We start from the raw sequence: 15,748 nt of genomic DNA, 5'->3' as shown, positions 1-15,748 counted from the left end.
CCTTTAAATAGGTTTATAACAATCTTATTTTTCTCTTTTACTTTCGGCCAACTGCTTGATGGCAAGCTCTATATTGCCGCCGAGTTTCTCCGTAAGCCGCATCAGCTCAAGTTTTTCGGTCTCCTCAGTGGTATATGTATAATATTCTTCCAATGAAACTTCCGTAGCATAGACCGCCGACTGCGTACCGCCCAGTCCAATCCACACTTCCTTGTATTTTCGGGACGGATTGTTGGACATATTGATGGAAAGTATCTGCGCACGCTCCTTGTCGGTCAAACCGAGCAAGGTCTGGATCTCGTCAAACTTGTTCATATACTTGCGCTGGTCAAGCAGAATTTTGCAGTCACTGTTGTTGATGATGGTTCCCTTGACAATGGGAGAAGAAATGATATCCTCCACTTCCTGGGTCACGACCACGGCTTCGCCGAAAAACTTTCTGACGGTCTTGAAGAGGTACTTTAAATATTCTGCCATGCCCTCTTTGCTGATGGCTTTCCAAGCCTCTTCCAGCAATATCATCTTGCGGATTCCCTTCAGTTTTCTCATTTTGTTGATGAAGGTTTCCATAATGATAATGGTGACTATCGGGAAGAGTACTTTATTATCCTTGATATTGTCCAACTCAAAGACGATGAAGCGTTTACTCTGTAAATCAAGCTGCTTGTCGGAGTTGAGCAGATAGTCATACTCGCCACCTTTGTAGTAGGGCTCCAGTACATTGAGGAATCCCCATACGTCAAAATCCTTCTCACGGGTGCGTTTCTTTTCCAGAATATTCTGATATTCGTCACGGATAAACTCATAGAAAGTATTGAAAGACGGTTTCAGGCCGCTGTCCCTGCGAATCTTCTCCAAAAAGAGATTGACCGCATTGGACAATGCCACCTCCTCTGCACGTGTCGGCGGTTCGTCATCACGCTTCCACAAGGTAAGGATAAGCGTCTTGATGGATTCTTTCTTCTCGATGTCGAAAATCCCGTCTTCCACATAGAAGGGGTTGAAAGCTATCGGATTATTTTCCTCATAGGTGAAATAAATTCCGTCCTCACCATGTGTCCTGGCATGGATAAGGTTGCACAGCCCCTGATAGGAATTTCCGGTATCCACCAACAACACATGCGTTCCCTGCTCGTAATACTGGCGTACCATGTGATTGGTAAAAAATGATTTACCGCTACCTGAAGGTCCGAGGATGAATTTGTTACGGTTGGTGATGGTGCCGTTCTTCATGGGCAGGTCGGAAATGTCCAGATGGACGGGTTTTCCGGTCAGGCGGTCCACCATGCGGATGCCGAACGGGGAGAGTGAATCCTTATAGGAGGTTTCCCCGATGAACAGGCACAGGGCCTGCTCGATAAAGGTGTGGAAACTTTCTTCTGAAGGGAAATCCCCTGCATTGCCGGGTATCGCCGCCCAGAAGAGGGTCGGCACGTCCACCGTGTTGTGACGCGGTTTCGCTTCCATCAACGCCAGTTGGCTGCCCACGTCGTTCTTGATGCGCTTCAACTTTTCCCGGTCATCGCTCCAGGCCATGACGTTGCAGTGTGCACGGATGGAGGTCAGCCCCTTGCTGTGTGCCTCGTTCAGGTACTCTTCAATCCATTCGCGGTTGATCTGGTTGGAACGGCTGTAACGGGAAAGCGAGTGCATGTTCCGTGCGGTCTGCTCGAATTTCCTGAGAATTTCAGCCGAATCATCAATGAAGAGATACTGGTTCACCACATGGTTGCAGGTAAGCAGGATGCCTATCGGTGCGGCAAAGGACAGCCGGCAGTCGCTCCGGTCTGTCGAGAGCCTTTCATACCGGCAGTCGGTTGACACGTTCGACGGCAGGTCTTCCGGATCGGAAAGCGTATGAAGGCACAGGTAGTTGTCGCCCACCTTCATTTCCCCGGCACCGAGTGACAGATCCTGCAAGCTGGTAGCATCTTCCTGCGACATGGAAAAATACTTCTCGATGATGCCGGCGGAATTTTTGCTCCCAATGATATCCTCATCCGTCAGGCGGATGATACGTAGCAGGCCGCTGTCGTTCACGATGCGTTCGAATTGTCCGCAGCACTCCATGAACCGAGTGACGGTTTCCTTGTCCTGCATTTCCTTGGGGATAATGAATCCCCTTGTAAGTGCATTGAAACTGCTGGTCGTCCGGCTGTGTTCCTTCGTGGTCTTCGTCAGGAACAGGTAACAGGTATGCTGCAAATACGGCCGCTCGTTGAAATGCCGCTCGAAACTGCGGCTCAGAAAGCTCAGGTCTTCCTTGCAGATATCCGGCTTGTATCCCTCTTCAATGAAGAAGTCCTGCTTGTGTACGATGCTGTAGTTCGGCAAAACCTTTACCGCTTTTGCCCAGGTGGAGTGCATGGACTCGTACTCGGCACGTGTCAGCGTAAACAGTTCGGGCAGTTCCACCCGGTATGCCATGGTGATGTCCGCATCCTTGCTGATGATGCAGCCGTTCTCCACGGCCAACAGCGGGAACTTGCTTTCCAGCGTGGCTGTTTTCATTACGTTTTTCATGCTTTTCTGTTTTTAATGGTTGGAGAAAACAACCGGAGGAACTTTCTCCGGCTGATGATGTAGCGGGGATGGCTGCGCAACGCATGGAGTTTCATAAGGCCCCATTCACCGTATTTCGAGTTCATCCTGAAAGTGACCCAGACCAGCACCGATGCGGAAACGACCCCGAAACCGATGCAGACCCACTGGTCGATACCTGCCATATACATGATGACGAAGATTACGAACAACGCAAGCAATCCTCCTGCAAAGATGAACAGGTACTGGCTCTTGAGCCCTTTGAACTCCGGGCTGCGCCCAATCCCCTTGTTGACATTGAATTCCGCCATATTACAGGAAGAATGAGCGTAAGATGGTGGCTGCGACAATCAGGAAGATACACGCACCGAACCAGCTGGCGGCAGTCTTTGAGGTGTCAGGGTCGCCTGACGAGAACTTGGAATAGACCTTCACGCCTCCGATAAGGCCGATAACGGCACCGATGGCGTAAATCAGCTTGGTGCCGGGATCGAAATACGAAGTGACCATGTTGGTAGCTTCCGTAATTCCACCGATACCGTTGCCCTGGGCAAATGCCCCCATTGAAATCAGCAGCGTCATAGCTGCCAAAAAGAATCTTTTTTTCATGTGTCGAAACTTTTAATTGGTGAGACAAAAAATGATTTCGACTGCGAATATATAATGCTTAATCCATTGATTTACAAATCGTACGATATGTGACACCATATAACATCACGTTACATCGGCAAGGGATTATTTAATCGACTTGTAAACAACAGCCATAAAATTTATCAATATTCCATTTGAAATAAGCTAATTAATTATAGGATATGACTAACTTTGTATTCTCTCAATTAGCAAAATCAAAATATTATGTGCATAGAAAAAGATCTTTCGTCAACTTTTGACTTTGTTAGCAATTTTCAACAAAATATTAAATTATCCGGATTGCCATTTACAGATAGAAATGCGCAATTATCTATCAATGATAGAGAATTGCGTCTTGATTTTCAGCTAACAACAGAAGAAGCCTTTAAAGGCTATTCTTCGGGATTTTTAGGTCAATTCTATGTAATAAATAACAATGGGGAAAAGTATGTAGATCCAGACCAAAATGGGGTATTAAATGGAACTCTAAACTTAGGTGACTCAGACACGGAATTACAGAATTATCACATTAGTATTTCTCGATTGATGAATGAAAAATGGAATGAAAAAGAGGAATATTACTATAGATTTATATTGCCTATCGAAAAAGTATTTTGGGTTAGCAATATAAGAACCATTGCTTATCAAACAGGTAGAAACAGGTATTCAGGTTTAATACCAATTAAATTTCCCAAAGGTGAAATTCAGATGTATCCAGTACATATAGGAGAACAAAAATATCTCACTATTGAATCAGAAATGAAATGTACTTATGAAATGATGCAAAAGTACATTTATTCAATCTCTTTATCATTGGGGTTAGTTACGTCTACTATTCCTTTTGATTATGCATATATAATTGCAACGAGAACTGAGAATTTTACAGACGATTTAATATGCGGATTCACACAAATGAGACCAACTATTAAAGGACAATACCAATTCTTTACGACAAATATGTATTCTGTTAAAGAATGTTTGACAAGGAATCATGTTGATTATGCAATGAAACAATTATATGATGGCGAAACATTTAAAGCCCATTTACAGGATTGGATACAAATTGATGAATTTGAAAAAATAGTTCTAATGCTGTATGGAAATGAAGATTTGGCAAGAGCGACTCTGATTTTGATAGAATCATCCACTATGTCATTAGATTATCAAGGAGCGATGTGTGCTGTTGCGCTTGAAACCATTTGTTCAGCACTTGAAGATTCTAAAGATAAATTCTATTTGAGTAATGATAATTGGAAAACAAATGTAAGACCTCCTTTTGAAGATTTAATCAATAGCCTTCGCAAAGAAGAAATAATTACAGAAGATCATGCGGTAAATATGAGAAACAAACTAAACTCTTTTAATACAGCGTCAAATAAAGATAAGCTCTCTTTGCCATTCTCTCAAAGAAAATATACACTTTCAAAACAAGAAAAAGGTGTAATTGATAGTAGAAATAGATTTCTTCATGGTCATATTCTTGGCCATTGTTTCGAAGAATCTTTTGAGGAAATAATGTACGCAAGTCTTGAATTACAAAAATTATGTACATTATTGTTATTTCGAGAAAGTGGATTTTATGGTTTGATTGTGAATAATGCTGTTTTGATGGGTCTTAAAAAAGCCATCTCTGCAGAAGAACCAGTTTTAATTTAAATCCGTAGTAAATTTTATGACAAAGCATTTATATATAATTGGTAATGGTTTCGATCTTCATCATGGAATTAACAGTTCATACAAAAATTTTCAAGAATGGATGTATGAGAATCATCCTGATGTAATTGAAAAAGTCGATGAGATATATGGTATTTGTAATGAAGAATGGTGGTCAGACTTTGAAAATCAATTAGCCTCTTTGGATGCTATTAGATACAGCAGCGAAATTGCAAATGAAAATCGACCAGATTTAACTTCTGACCATTGTGATGGAATGTGGACTGATGCTCAAGTTGAAGTTGAAAATCAACTGGAAGAATTATATTCTGAGCTAAGAAAGTGTTTTCATGAATGGATAATGAAATTAAATCCTCCTTTAGAATCAAAGAAAGTCAAATTGATAATCCAAGATTCTATCTTCATAAATTTCAATTATACTAAAACATTGGAAAATTTATACGGAATCAATCAGCATAATATTCTTCATATTCATGGATGTATTGATGAATATGAAAATTTTGTTTTAGGTCACGGTAAAAGTTATGAAGAACTTGATGCTCTTAATGAAGAAGAACTTCCTATTCCCTCTAAAGACTTGGATGAATACGAACTGAGCCAATTTTATGAAGAGCAGGCAAACTCATATGAACTTCATGAGCAATTAGCAAGACAAGCGGCAATCAGTGGCGTTGCTTCTCAAAGAAAACCTGTAGAAGAAATAATTAAAAAGCATAATCAATTCTTCAACTTCCTTGCTGAAGTAACCAATATATATGTTTATGGATTGGCTTTGTCAGAAGTTGATATACCATATCTTAAACATATATTATCAATAGTCAAGTCTGCAAAATGGGAATTTAGTGACTATAAAGATTTTAATTCTGCGAAAATTAAACGTTTTTGCGAAAATAACAACATTCATGATTACGATATCATAGAATTGAAGAACATAATTGACACCACACAACTGAAAATACCATTTCCTGATTTATGACAATTTGATTTTTGAAAAAGGCACACCGATATCGCATCGATATGCCTTCTGAAAAATATGACAACAAAAAGAAACAATTAAACGAATTCATTTATATCAAATGCCTCTGTCTGTTTTTCGGTATTATCCATTGCCGGAGTATGTGAGTCATCACAAAACATACTATCAATAAGATTTCCTATCTTCTTTTTAAGTAACCATTCTATTCTCCGCCTTGACAGACATTGCAGCCTAACCTATCTTTGCTCCGTAACTATAAACGACAAAGATTATGGCAAAAGAGAAAGTAAACTATCAGGAGGTGTACGACCTCTATCAGCTGTGCTGCGAGACCAAGGACCTTCGGGAGTTCTGTACGGATTATGAAGTGAATTACGACAAGTTCATGAACTGGCAGCGCCACCAGCTGTGGAACGAAAAGTTGGGGAAGACAGTCCAGATGGAACATCCCAAGGTGGCCAAGGTGCAGATAACCGGCAAACCCTGCAACAGTCCTACCGTGAAGATGGAAGTGAAACAGCCGGAAGGTGAAGCTCCGATAAGATGGGTGAAGCTGCAACTGGTATCCGGTGCAACCCTTTTCCTGAGAAACACCACAGTACTTGACCTGAGCCTGCTGCTCAATAAAATGATAGGATGACATGCTGGGACTGAGTGCTAACCTGAACTATTACCTGTTCAACGGTAATGTGGATCTGCGGAAAGGTATTTTCCGATTATGTGAGAGTATAAGGGAAGAGATGTCACTTGACCCGAGCGATGCCTCCAACGTCTATATGTTCATGTCCCGGAACCGCAAGGTTGTGAAGATACTTCATTACGAACGCGGTTTTTATGTGCTTTACGAAAAACGTCCAGTCATGGGGAAATTCAAGAAACCAGTGTTTGATGAAGTTTCCAGATGCTACCAGATCCAGTGGTCTGATATGGCTTACCTGACGGAAAGCATCGTAGTCGACAGGATGTATGCAAGCCCCAAAGACAAATAACAAAAGTATTGATACCCAATGGAATAATATAAAAACAACCAGTAAAGAGTTTGCTTAACTGCCTGATTTCTCGTATCTTTACATCATGATTGATGAAAGAGCATACGAGTTAATTTGCTGTCAGCCGGGTCTGGCGAATGAGGAAAAGGCAGGGCTTCGCAAACAGGTAAACGAACTGATTGCGAGGCTTAAAGCTATTGAAGAATCCAACAAGGAGAACTCCAAGGCTCTGGTTGATACAATCAATGAATTATCCGTAACAGTCGAGAACCATCGAAAAGAAATGGGGCTTATGAGAAAGCAGCTTGAAGCGAAAGACGAGGTGAACCGGATGCCGGCAAACGAGATATCCAATCTCAGGCTTCAGCTTGAGGACAGCAGGAAACACCGTTTCGGCCGTACATCCGAGCAAAGGCAGCTGCTGAACAACCGTAACCTTGACAAGTCTGCACTGCATAAGTCCGAATATGACGGTTCTGACAAAAAGGACGATGATGACAGTAAGGCTGACGGTAACGAAACCGGCAGCAATGGCACTTCTGACAGCACGCCTGCACAGAACAGCAAACTTTCAAGGAGAAAGGAAACCGCACCGCGTGCCGCGAAGACCAAACTGAAAGTTGACAAGGTTGTGGTACATGAAGTGGACGAGTATTACACGCTTCCCGAAGGGGGACGGTTCATGAAGCGCAACGGTATGCCTGATGTGTGGGAATACAGGGTCATAGAACATGTGCGGGTCCATAACGTGGAGCATGTGTACGAGGCGGCAAGGGTAAAGCTTGCAGACGGTACCTTCGCGAGCACGATGGGACATCCGCTGAAAGACCTTGGAGGCATATTCTCTCCTGAACTGCTTGCCCGTCTGCTCTGTCTGAAATACGACTTCAGCATGCAAAAGAACAGACAGATACGGCTGCTTGCAAGAGAGGGCATCCACATAAGCAACACCACACTGAACAGCTATATCCATAACGGAATCGCCAAACTCAAGGAATTTATCGGAGACGTATTCAGGAAGTTTGTACAGCAGGCCAAATACCTTATGGTTGATGAAACGACCGAACTTGTAGGCGTAGAAACAAAGGAAGGCAAGGCTTACAGGAGAAAGTACTTGTGGGCTTTCTTTGCAAAGCATATGAAGATGGTCTATTATCACTATAACAACGGCAGCAGGTCATCCGATGCGGCGAAGTCGTTCCCGGAACATTTTACGGGGACCCTGTCCACTGACGGATATACGGTTTACAGGATGTATGATGGAGAAGACTCAAAGGTGCTTCATATAGGATGCTGGACGCACTGCAGAAGGCTGTGGGTTGATGCCTTGCCTTCGGACAGAACAGCGATGGAGATAGTAGACTCCATCGGCGATATGTTCATGAATGAAGACCTGTTCCGCACCATGAAGCTCAGCGGTGAGCTGATAAAGGGGTAAAGACGGAAGCTTACAGGACCAATCCTTGAAAGTATCCATCATAAGGTGGTCATGATGATGCAGGATGCGAAGATTATGGCTAACGAACTGATGAGAAAGGCTGTCAATTATACGTTAAACCAGTGAAGGTCCCTGAGAAATATCCTCAAGGACGGTGCAGCGGAAATATCGAACAACCTCTGTGAACAAAGGATGAAACCGGTAAAGCTGTTGCTCAAGAACTGCATGAACATAGGCAGTGAGGGTGCGGCAGAAAACTCGGCATTCGTCTTCTCTCTGATAGAAAGCTGCAAGCTTAATGGCATAGATCCTCAGGATTACCTGAAGCACCTGTTCGAATGTATTCTTCATGGTAAGGACTGCGACAAGAAAGCTCTTCTACCATGTTTTTATAAACCGGAATGTTAAAACAAAAATATTTTCTTGCGGGAATTTTTATTTTATCGGCTGAAAAACAGCCGATAAAATTGTCGTGGCGGAAAATAGAATGATTACTCTTTTTAATAGCGGCTTCTTTCCGCATAATTCTGATGATTTCTTCTTCAGACAGATAGATGCGTGGGGCACGAATTGCAGGATTTCTTTTTATGCCGAAAGATTCTGCTTCTGACTTCGGCATTGCTTGTTGTTTTTTGTTTTTCACATTCGATTCCATATTTACATGTATTTATTCCAATCAATTCCAATCTGTTCCAAAGACTGTTTTGGCGTCTCTTTTCCATTTGGTATATTTTCCCTGAGCAGTTTTTCCAATTGGCTCTGAGTACTCAGTTCGGTTGAAAAGAACTTGAACAGGTCTGTATCCTGAAGTTGGTACAGGGTTTCGGCTGCATTTCGGATTTTCTTTCTGTCATCCGTCCCCGAAATAAGCACATCAGCGACATTGTCCAGTTCCTCAAAAGTCAGTGCCCTTGAAAAATCCGGGTCAGGAACACACCCGTCATTTGACATAAGTTCCCGTTTTTCCGATTCTGTCAGTCCCTTTTGTGAAGAGAAGCCATCTATCACATCATCCGGATCTATATCCTCATCTTCCTCTATAGGCTCTTTCTTCATAGGTTCAGAACGTGTGGGAGTTTTTCTTGCCACATCCGGGTCTTCAAGATAGACTATTTTCGTTTTTCCGATTACTTCATTGTACTCGTCCAGTGGATTCGGCTGCGTTTCGGTTTTCTCTTCATGCCCGACTTTAAGGATATCCTTCTCCGCTTGTGCGATCCACGCTTCAGCCTTGTCCAGTCTTGCCCTATACCGGGCTTTCCTTGCTTTTTCCGCCATCCGTTTTTTGCGTGATTTCCATAACCGGATACGTGCAATACGCATATGACGAAGCTGACTATCCCAAAAATTATAAACTTTCGGACTGAAAATAAACATCCATACCTTATATAATATGTAAGTTGCCGACACGGCTTTTACTGAAAAATAAATCAATGTTGTTTCCATGACTATTGAATTTTAGGGGGTGAAAAACGGTCTTTATACATTCGGGTGATTTCCTCGATGTTTAGTTCTATATGCTCGGCAATGATGTTACTGATATAGCTCGCAATACTTACTTCGGGAGCTATCACATGGAGATAATTCTTTATCTCGTCATACAGTTTGCGGTTCAGGTACACCTGTATACGTCCGGACATGGGGGTATTCACCAGATACTTCTGACGGAAACCGCTAACATTTTTACGCTTTGGACGAGATTCGGGATGTTCCAAGGCTGTTTTCTTATCCTGCCTTTTATCTGTTTCTTCTGCCGGAACTTCTACCACGATGACATCCTCTTTCTCTACGGCATCAGGAATGTCACCGACCATATATCCCCTGATTTCCTCTTCATTTACTTTTACTATTTTCTTTGCCATACCTTAATTACAAATTAAATTTTACAATCAGTTCATTTGCCAGTTCCTGCAATCCGCTGCCTTTAAGCTGTCCTGCCGGCGGTGGAAGGAGTGAACATCGGAAATAGGTACGTGTCCGGGATGAGAGTTCCTTGTCATAGCGGCAGAGATCCGGAATGGTTGAGTCTAGAATTTTCAGTCCCTGTTTCTTCATTAGTGCCATATAGTTGTCAAGCACTTCGGTGTTGCTTCTTTTCTTGACCTTGGTCCAGAACAGGAACACATCTTTCAAGGGAATATTCTTTCGGTTTTCCAGAAACTTCATGACGCTTTTAGCAAAGACAAAACTGCTGTCCATGACAAAATTGTCAGCGGCAATGGGGGTCAATACATAATCCACATTGAAAATGGTCTGCAACACACCGGATATGTCCATAGAACCCGGCAAATCTATGAAAACAATATCAAAATCTGCTTTTGTCGCCAACTCTCCGGCCACCTGGCGTGCATTCTCCGGCTTTGCCTGCCTGATAGGATAAATCCTGCATCCCCTGAGCCTCTGTTCCTCCAGCAACATCATGTACTTTTTGTTTATCTCCACCATCTCCATGTCCCGTTCCCTCAGATTGAACAGGCTGCGCTGGGTGGCGTCACAATCAACGATAGCCACATTCTTGCCCATCGAATAATTCAGGAGACTGGCAAGTGTTACCAACATTGTACTTTTGCCGACCCCACCTTTCTGGTTGCTGACCGCAACGAATAACGGATTCTTCTTCATAACTGAACTTTTTTAATGGTTTATTACACTATTGTTTTACTTGTCTGTTGTTTGCTTTGTGACAAGGTTTGTTAGTGATACGGTTGCTTTGTGCTCACCAACCGGCAAACCGACCAACCGATAGTTATCTGCCCTAACAAAGCAAGTAAACAATCACTGCCCATCTGTTGCAACAAGTGTTTTCGCTAACGGGTAATACAACGGACAGCCACTTGATTATTGGTTTGTTTTACCGTTCACGCTGCAAATAAAAGGGTATTTTTTCATACCTGCACTATGTTTTAAGGGAGGTGACGACCTGTGTCATCATTTGTCATCACGTTACATATAACCCACTATTTTACAACAGGATAAACCGCCATAACTTTGCACCGACAACGGAACGGATACCGCTGCGGAGGTTTTCCGAAGCCGAAGAATGAGGCTGAAGGTCAAAACTTAATTTGACGAAGGAAAATTCATGTTCAAGCGAACATAGCAAGTTGTGTTTTGGGCAGCCCGAAATGATTCGGGCATCCCAAAACAAACTTGCCACTCGCCTGAAGGCTCGGGAGGGATTTCCTCCAAAGTCGGAAATCCATGACGGAAGATCAGTAACAGAAAAACTCAATGCGTATGGAAGAAAACAGTAAAAGAAGAAAAACAGGAAGCACGGGCAGAAAGCCGAAAACTGACCCTGCAGTTTACCGTTACGGTATCAAACTGACCTCGGAAGAGAATGGGAATTTCGAGCTTCTGTTTGAAAAATCAGGCATGAAACAGCGGGCAAGATTCATCAAGGCCATGATTTTCGGACGAGAAATGAAGGTCGTCAGAATCGACAAGGCGACGATGGACTACTACATCCGCCTTACCAATTTCTATCACCAGTTCCAGGCTATCGGTAACAACTACAACCAGACGGTAAAAGCTGTCAAGTCCAATTTCGGTGAAAAACGGGCATTCGCCCTGCTCCGTAATCTGGAGAAGGCCACCATCGATCTGGTGGTGCTGAGCAAAAGGATTATCATGCTTACCCGGCAGTTTGAGGAGGAATACCTGATAAAAAGGAATAAGGAGGAACAGCAGAATGGTGGCTAAAATCAACAGAGGTGTATCGCTTTACGGAGCGGTCATCTACAACCAACGGAAAGTGGACGAGTCCACCGCCCGTATCATCACGGGCAACCGTATGATTACCGATATCACCGGAAATCCCCATAATGTCATGCAGCAGACGCTATGGGCTTTCGACAGCTACCTTGCCGCCAACAGGAACACGGAGAAGCCGGTATTGCATATCTCCCTGAACCCATCGGTGGATGACCGCCTCACGGACGGGCAGTTCGCGGAACTGGCACGCGAGTACATGCAGAAGATGGGGTACGGCGACCAGCCCTACATCGTCTATCTGCACGAGGACATCGACCGCAGGCATGTCCATATCATCTCCACCTGTGTAAAGGAGAACGGCGAAAAAATCAGTGACGCATACGAATGGAACCGTTCGATGAAAGCTTGCCGGGAACTGGAAAGGAAGTTCGGACTGAAGCAGGTGGAGAACAAACGGAAGGAATTGCTTGAACCGTACCTGAAAAAAGCGGACTACCAAAGCGGTGATGTAAAGAAGCAGGTGTCCAACATCGTAAAGAGCGTGTTCGGCTCTTACCGTTTCCAGTCTTTCGGGGAGTACAGCGCATTGCTCTCCTGCTTCAATATCGAAACGAAGCAAGTGAAAGGCGAATTTGATGGAGTGCCTTATAACGGTATCGTCTATACCATGACGGATGACACGGGCAAACCGCTTTGCACGCCCATCAAGTCTTCCCTTATCGGGAAACGCTACGGGTATGAGGGACTGGAAAAGCGTATCGGTTACAACGTTCGTGAGTATAAGGCAAAAAAATGGCAGCCGAAGATCCGGAACGAAGTGGCTCTTGCCATGCACGGTTGCCGTGGCGACCGGGAGATATTTGTCCGTCTGCTTGCGGGGAAAGGCATAGATACGGTATTCCGTGAGAACGATGAAGGACGCATCTACGGTGCGACCTTCATCGACCACAAGAACCGGGAGGTCTATAACGGCTCACGGCTCGGCAAGGAGTTCTCGGCAAACGCCTTTGAGCGGCTCTTTAATAATCCGGACAGCATCCCGGATTTGGATGCGCACATGCCGGACACCGGTCTGCAAAGAGGATTCTCCTCCGATATGGAAAGTGCCATCGAACAGGCTTTCGGGATATTCAATCTGGAAGCGAACGGTCCCGATCCGCAGGAAGAGGCTCTCGCCCGGAAGCTGCAACGTAAAAAGAAGAAGAAACGCCGCTCCCGCGGAATCTCATAATTACCGATTTTTCTAATATTAAAATTAGTCCATTATGCAACAGGAAGATGATTTGAGAGGACTGGCCAAAGTCATGGAATTCATGCGGGCCATATCCATCGTGTTTATTGTCATTCACGTCTATTGGTTCTGTTACCGGTCGTTCGTGGATATGGGTATCAATATAGGTGTAGTCGATAAGATACTGCTTAATTTTCAGCGAACGGCGGGGCTGTTCAGCAACCTGCTTATAACGAAAGTGTTTGCCGTCATATTCCTTGCACTCTCGTGTCTGGGCACAAAAGGTGTGAAGAATGAAAAGATGACATGGAACAGGATATATGCCGCTTTCCTTTCGGGGATGGTGCTGTTTTTCATGAACTGGTGGATGCTCGACCTGCCGTTCAACCTGACAGCCAATGCCGTCATATATACGGTAACGCTTACCGCAGGATATATCCTTCTCTTGATGTCGGGTATGTGGATAAGCCGTATGTTGAAGAATAATCTGATGGAGGACGTGTTCAATACCGCCAATGAGAGCTTCATGCAGGAAACAAGGCTCATGGAGAACGAGTATTCCGTCAACCTGCCCACGAAATTTGTTTATCAGGGCAAGGAATGGGACGGATGGATAAACATCGTCAACCCGTTCCGTGCTTCCATCGTGCTTGGAACGCCCGGTTCGGGTAAGAGTTACGCAGTGGTAAATAATTTTATCAAACAGCAGATTTCCAAAGGTTTCGCTTTGTATCTGTATGATTACAAATTTGACGACCTTTCTGTAATAGCCTATAACGAACTGCTAAAGAATCTGGATAAATACAAGGTCAGACCGGAATTCTATGTGATAAACTTTGACGATCCGAGACGCAGCCACAGATGCAATCCTATAAACCCGAAATTCATGGCGGATATCAGTGATGCCTACGAATCAGCCTATACCATTCTCCTGAATTTGAACAAGACCTGGATACAGAAACAAGGTGACTTCTTCGTGGAATCTCCGATTATTTTGCTTGCGGCGATTATCTGGTACTTGCGGATTTACAAGGACGGCAAGTATTGTACCTTTCCCCATGTGATAGAATTCTTAAACAAACCGTATGCTGATATTTTCACGATTTTGACCTCGTATCCCTCATTGGAAAACTACCTTTCCCCCTTTATGGACGCATGGCAAGGAGGAGCTCAAGATCAGCTCCAGGGCCAGATAGCGAGTGCGAAAATCCCGCTATCGAGGATGATTTCGCCACAGCTTTACTGGGTCATGACAGGCGATGACTTCACGTTAGATTTGAATAATCCTGAACATCCTAAAATCCTATGCGTGGGAAATAATCCGGACAGACAAAACATCTATTCGGCGGCATTGGGACTTTACAACAGCCGCATCGTGAAGTTGGTAAACAAGAAAGGACAACTCAAGAGTTCCATCATTATTGACGAGCTTCCGACCATCTATTTCCGTGGTATCGACAACCTGATAGCCACAGCACGAAGCAACAAAGTGGCAGTGTGTCTCGGTTTTCAGGATTTCTCACAGCTTACCCGTGACTACGGTGACAAAGAGGCGAAGGTAATCCAAAATACGGTCGGAAATATATTCTCAGGGCAGGTGGTCGGGGAAACGGCAAAAAGCCTGTCGGAACGTTTTGGTAAAATACTCCAGCAACGACAATCCATCTCTATTAACCGGCAGGACACATCCACTTCCATTAACACGCAGTTGGATTCGCTGATACCTGCATCCAAGATTGCCAACCTCTCGCAGGGCACATTCGTGGGCAGTGTGGCGGACAACTTCGGGGAAGAAATTGACCAGAAAATTTTCCACGCACGGATTATTGTCGATAGCGAAAAGGTAGCGGCGGAAACAAAGGCTTACAAGAAGATACCTGTCATCAACGAGTTCAAGGACAAGAATGGCAACGACATCATGCAGCAACAGATAGACCGGAACTATTCCCAAATCAAAGCGGATGTGGTGCAGATAATCGAAGATGAGATGGAACGAATCGCAAACGACGAGAACCTGAAGCATTTGTTACAGGAGAAATAACCGGTGAGCAACAAAAATACGGGCGGGACAAATCCGATACATTGTCCCGCCCGTCATTCTTTTAATCCTGATTTTCAGAAATTTCTTCTTTAAGTAATTTGTTTATGGTCGTTATCGTGTGGGTCTGAAAGTAATTTTTTAGTTCGGCATCATCTTTCAGCAGTATGCCACATTCTTCATCAAAAGTTCCGATGATATATTTTTTTAATTCGGAGAAACTCTCTGCAAACGGTATCTGTCTGTTTTCCTGCCAGAATCCGGTCGTGACTTCGGAGACAAACGCTTTCAATACGGCTTTTTCCTCCTTGTCCAATTTCTTGAAAGGCATTGTTTCCCGGCTCACGTGCAATGGCTCCCGTAAAATATCCTCCTGATTTTTACCGTTACGTATAGCGGACATACAACTTTTACAGATATGTTGTGCGTGTCCTTTGCCTGAGAACTTCTCGTTCGCCTTATAGCAGCCACAGATACGGCAATAGTGCCCCTGTTGTTTCTTCTTCTTTTTCGCCAT

General features: G+C 43.9%; 15 protein-coding genes and 1 pseudogene. 8 read left to right on the top strand and 8 right to left on the bottom strand.

Annotated features, from left to right (window positions below; all coding sequences use genetic code 11):
* Positions 1–24: 24 nt before the first annotated feature.
* Genes HMPREF9449_RS03010 through HMPREF9449_RS03000 form a run of 3 tightly spaced genes read right to left on the bottom strand, consistent with a single transcriptional unit; the run spans position 25 to position 3,150 of the window.
* On the bottom strand, positions 25–2,523 hold the full coding sequence (locus HMPREF9449_RS03010; RefSeq protein WP_009135752.1) for a TraG family conjugative transposon ATPase: 2,499 nt from the start codon (positions 2,521–2,523) through the stop codon (positions 25–27).
* Positions 2,520–2,852 (bottom strand): DUF4133 domain-containing protein, encoded by a 333-nt coding sequence (locus HMPREF9449_RS03005; RefSeq protein ID WP_040611182.1) that lies wholly within the window; start codon positions 2,850–2,852, stop codon positions 2,520–2,522. Before HMPREF9449_RS03005 ends, HMPREF9449_RS03010 begins: the two co-directional genes overlap by 4 nt.
* 1 nt (position 2,853) lies before the next feature.
* Complete coding sequence (locus HMPREF9449_RS03000) at positions 2,854–3,150, bottom strand: DUF4134 domain-containing protein (RefSeq protein WP_009135751.1); 297 nt, start codon at positions 3,148–3,150, stop codon at positions 2,854–2,856.
* A gap of 246 nt (positions 3,151–3,396) precedes the next feature.
* Here HMPREF9449_RS03000 and HMPREF9449_RS02995 point away from each other — a divergent pair, with 246 nt between their 5' ends.
* The 5 genes and pseudogenes from HMPREF9449_RS02995 (at position 3,397) to tnpC (ending at position 8,656) form a co-directional block, all read left to right on the top strand.
* The gene (locus HMPREF9449_RS02995; RefSeq protein ID WP_009135750.1) at positions 3,397–4,827 is read left to right on the top strand and encodes a hypothetical protein; all 1,431 of its coding nucleotides are present in this window, start codon (positions 3,397–3,399) and stop codon (positions 4,825–4,827) included.
* Positions 4,828–4,843: 16 nt separating this feature from the next.
* Positions 4,844–5,821, top strand: a complete 978-nt coding sequence (locus HMPREF9449_RS02990; RefSeq protein WP_009135749.1) for a bacteriophage abortive infection AbiH family protein — start codon at positions 4,844–4,846, stop codon at positions 5,819–5,821.
* Positions 5,822–6,092: 271 nt separating this feature from the next.
* Entirely contained in the window at positions 6,093–6,461 is a 369-nt protein-coding gene (locus HMPREF9449_RS02985) for a hypothetical protein (protein WP_009135748.1), read from the top strand.
* A gap of 1 nt (position 6,462) precedes the next feature.
* Positions 6,463–6,810 (top strand): IS66 family insertion sequence element accessory protein TnpB, encoded by a 348-nt coding sequence (gene tnpB, locus HMPREF9449_RS02980; RefSeq protein ID WP_009135747.1) that lies wholly within the window; start codon positions 6,463–6,465, stop codon positions 6,808–6,810.
* Between the two features lie 85 nt (positions 6,811–6,895).
* Positions 6,896–8,656 (top strand): annotated as a pseudogene (tnpC, locus tag HMPREF9449_RS02975) (IS66 family transposase).
* On the opposite strand, the gene HMPREF9449_RS16900 reads toward tnpC, so the two are convergent.
* The 4 genes from HMPREF9449_RS16900 to HMPREF9449_RS02955 are packed head-to-tail and all read right to left on the bottom strand — an operon-like array spanning position 8,544 to position 10,870.
* Positions 8,544–8,903: a hypothetical protein gene (locus HMPREF9449_RS16900; RefSeq protein ID WP_009135745.1), complete on the bottom strand. Its 360-nt coding sequence runs from the start codon at positions 8,901–8,903 to the stop codon at positions 8,544–8,546. The pseudogene tnpC and the gene HMPREF9449_RS16900 overlap by 113 nt on opposite strands.
* A gap of 2 nt (positions 8,904–8,905) precedes the next feature.
* Positions 8,906–9,694, bottom strand: coding sequence for a DUF4122 family protein (locus tag HMPREF9449_RS02965; RefSeq protein ID WP_009135744.1), 789 nt, complete (start codon positions 9,692–9,694; stop codon positions 8,906–8,908).
* 2 nt (positions 9,695–9,696) lie between these two features.
* The gene (locus HMPREF9449_RS02960; protein WP_009135743.1) at positions 9,697–10,110 is read right to left on the bottom strand and encodes a DUF3408 domain-containing protein; all 414 of its coding nucleotides are present in this window, start codon (positions 10,108–10,110) and stop codon (positions 9,697–9,699) included.
* Positions 10,111–10,117: 7 nt separating this feature from the next.
* Positions 10,118–10,870, bottom strand: coding sequence for a ParA family protein (locus HMPREF9449_RS02955; RefSeq protein ID WP_009135742.1), 753 nt, complete (start codon positions 10,868–10,870; stop codon positions 10,118–10,120).
* Positions 10,871–11,479: 609 nt separating this feature from the next.
* On the opposite strand from HMPREF9449_RS02955, the gene mobA reads away from it, so the two are divergent.
* From mobA to mobC, 3 genes are read left to right on the top strand one after another with little or no spacing between them, the layout of a single operon-like run.
* Entirely contained in the window at positions 11,480–11,950 is a 471-nt protein-coding gene (gene mobA, locus HMPREF9449_RS02950; RefSeq protein ID WP_009135741.1) for a conjugal transfer protein MobA, read from the top strand.
* The gene (gene mobB / locus HMPREF9449_RS02945) at positions 11,940–13,193 is read left to right on the top strand and encodes a conjugal transfer protein MobB (protein ID WP_009135740.1); all 1,254 of its coding nucleotides are present in this window, start codon (positions 11,940–11,942) and stop codon (positions 13,191–13,193) included. Before mobA ends, mobB begins: the two co-directional genes overlap by 11 nt.
* A 34-nt stretch (positions 13,194–13,227) precedes the next feature.
* Entirely contained in the window at positions 13,228–15,234 is a 2,007-nt protein-coding gene (gene mobC / locus HMPREF9449_RS02940; RefSeq protein WP_009135739.1) for a conjugal transfer protein MobC, read from the top strand.
* A 61-nt stretch (positions 15,235–15,295) separates the two neighbouring features.
* Here mobC and HMPREF9449_RS02935 read toward each other — a convergent pair whose 3' ends face one another.
* Positions 15,296–15,748 carry a hypothetical protein gene (locus HMPREF9449_RS02935; protein WP_009135738.1) on the bottom strand — a complete coding sequence of 151 codons (453 nt, stop codon included), beginning with the start codon at positions 15,746–15,748 and terminating at the stop codon, positions 15,296–15,298.

It is taken from the genome of Odoribacter laneus YIT 12061 (assembly GCF_000243215.1).
GTDB classification, from domain to species: Bacteria; Bacteroidota; Bacteroidia; order Bacteroidales; family Marinifilaceae; genus Culturomica; species Culturomica lanea.
The sequence above is the reverse complement of the archived record's forward strand: the minus strand, read 5'-3'. Positions and strand labels throughout refer to the sequence as shown.

Coding starts and splice junctions, on each gene's coding strand:
- mobC (WP_009135739.1), top strand. CDS start 13,228: ATGCAACAGGAAGATGATTTGAGAGGACTGGCCAAAGTCATGGAATTC.
- HMPREF9449_RS02965 (WP_009135744.1), bottom strand. CDS start 9,694: ATGGAAACAACATTGATTTATTTTTCAGTAAAAGCCGTGTCGGCAACT.
- HMPREF9449_RS02955 (WP_009135742.1), bottom strand. CDS start 10,870: ATGAAGAAGAATCCGTTATTCGTTGCGGTCAGCAACCAGAAAGGTGGG.
- HMPREF9449_RS03010 (WP_009135752.1), bottom strand. CDS start 2,523: ATGAAAAACGTAATGAAAACAGCCACGCTGGAAAGCAAGTTCCCGCTG.
- HMPREF9449_RS02935 (WP_009135738.1), bottom strand. CDS start 15,748: ATGGCGAAAAAGAAGAAGAAACAACAGGGGCACTATTGCCGTATCTGT.
- tnpB (WP_009135747.1), top strand. CDS start 6,463: ATGCTGGGACTGAGTGCTAACCTGAACTATTACCTGTTCAACGGTAAT.
- mobA (WP_009135741.1), top strand. CDS start 11,480: ATGCGTATGGAAGAAAACAGTAAAAGAAGAAAAACAGGAAGCACGGGC.
- HMPREF9449_RS02985 (WP_009135748.1), top strand. CDS start 6,093: ATGGCAAAAGAGAAAGTAAACTATCAGGAGGTGTACGACCTCTATCAG.
- HMPREF9449_RS03000 (WP_009135751.1), bottom strand. CDS start 3,150: ATGAAAAAAAGATTCTTTTTGGCAGCTATGACGCTGCTGATTTCAATG.
- HMPREF9449_RS02990 (WP_009135749.1), top strand. CDS start 4,844: ATGACAAAGCATTTATATATAATTGGTAATGGTTTCGATCTTCATCAT.
- HMPREF9449_RS02995 (WP_009135750.1), top strand. CDS start 3,397: ATGTGCATAGAAAAAGATCTTTCGTCAACTTTTGACTTTGTTAGCAAT.
- HMPREF9449_RS03005 (WP_040611182.1), bottom strand. CDS start 2,852: ATGGCGGAATTCAATGTCAACAAGGGGATTGGGCGCAGCCCGGAGTTC.
- HMPREF9449_RS16900 (WP_009135745.1), bottom strand. CDS start 8,903: ATGGAATCGAATGTGAAAAACAAAAAACAACAAGCAATGCCGAAGTCA.
- mobB (WP_009135740.1), top strand. CDS start 11,940: ATGGTGGCTAAAATCAACAGAGGTGTATCGCTTTACGGAGCGGTCATC.
- HMPREF9449_RS02960 (WP_009135743.1), bottom strand. CDS start 10,110: ATGGCAAAGAAAATAGTAAAAGTAAATGAAGAGGAAATCAGGGGATAT.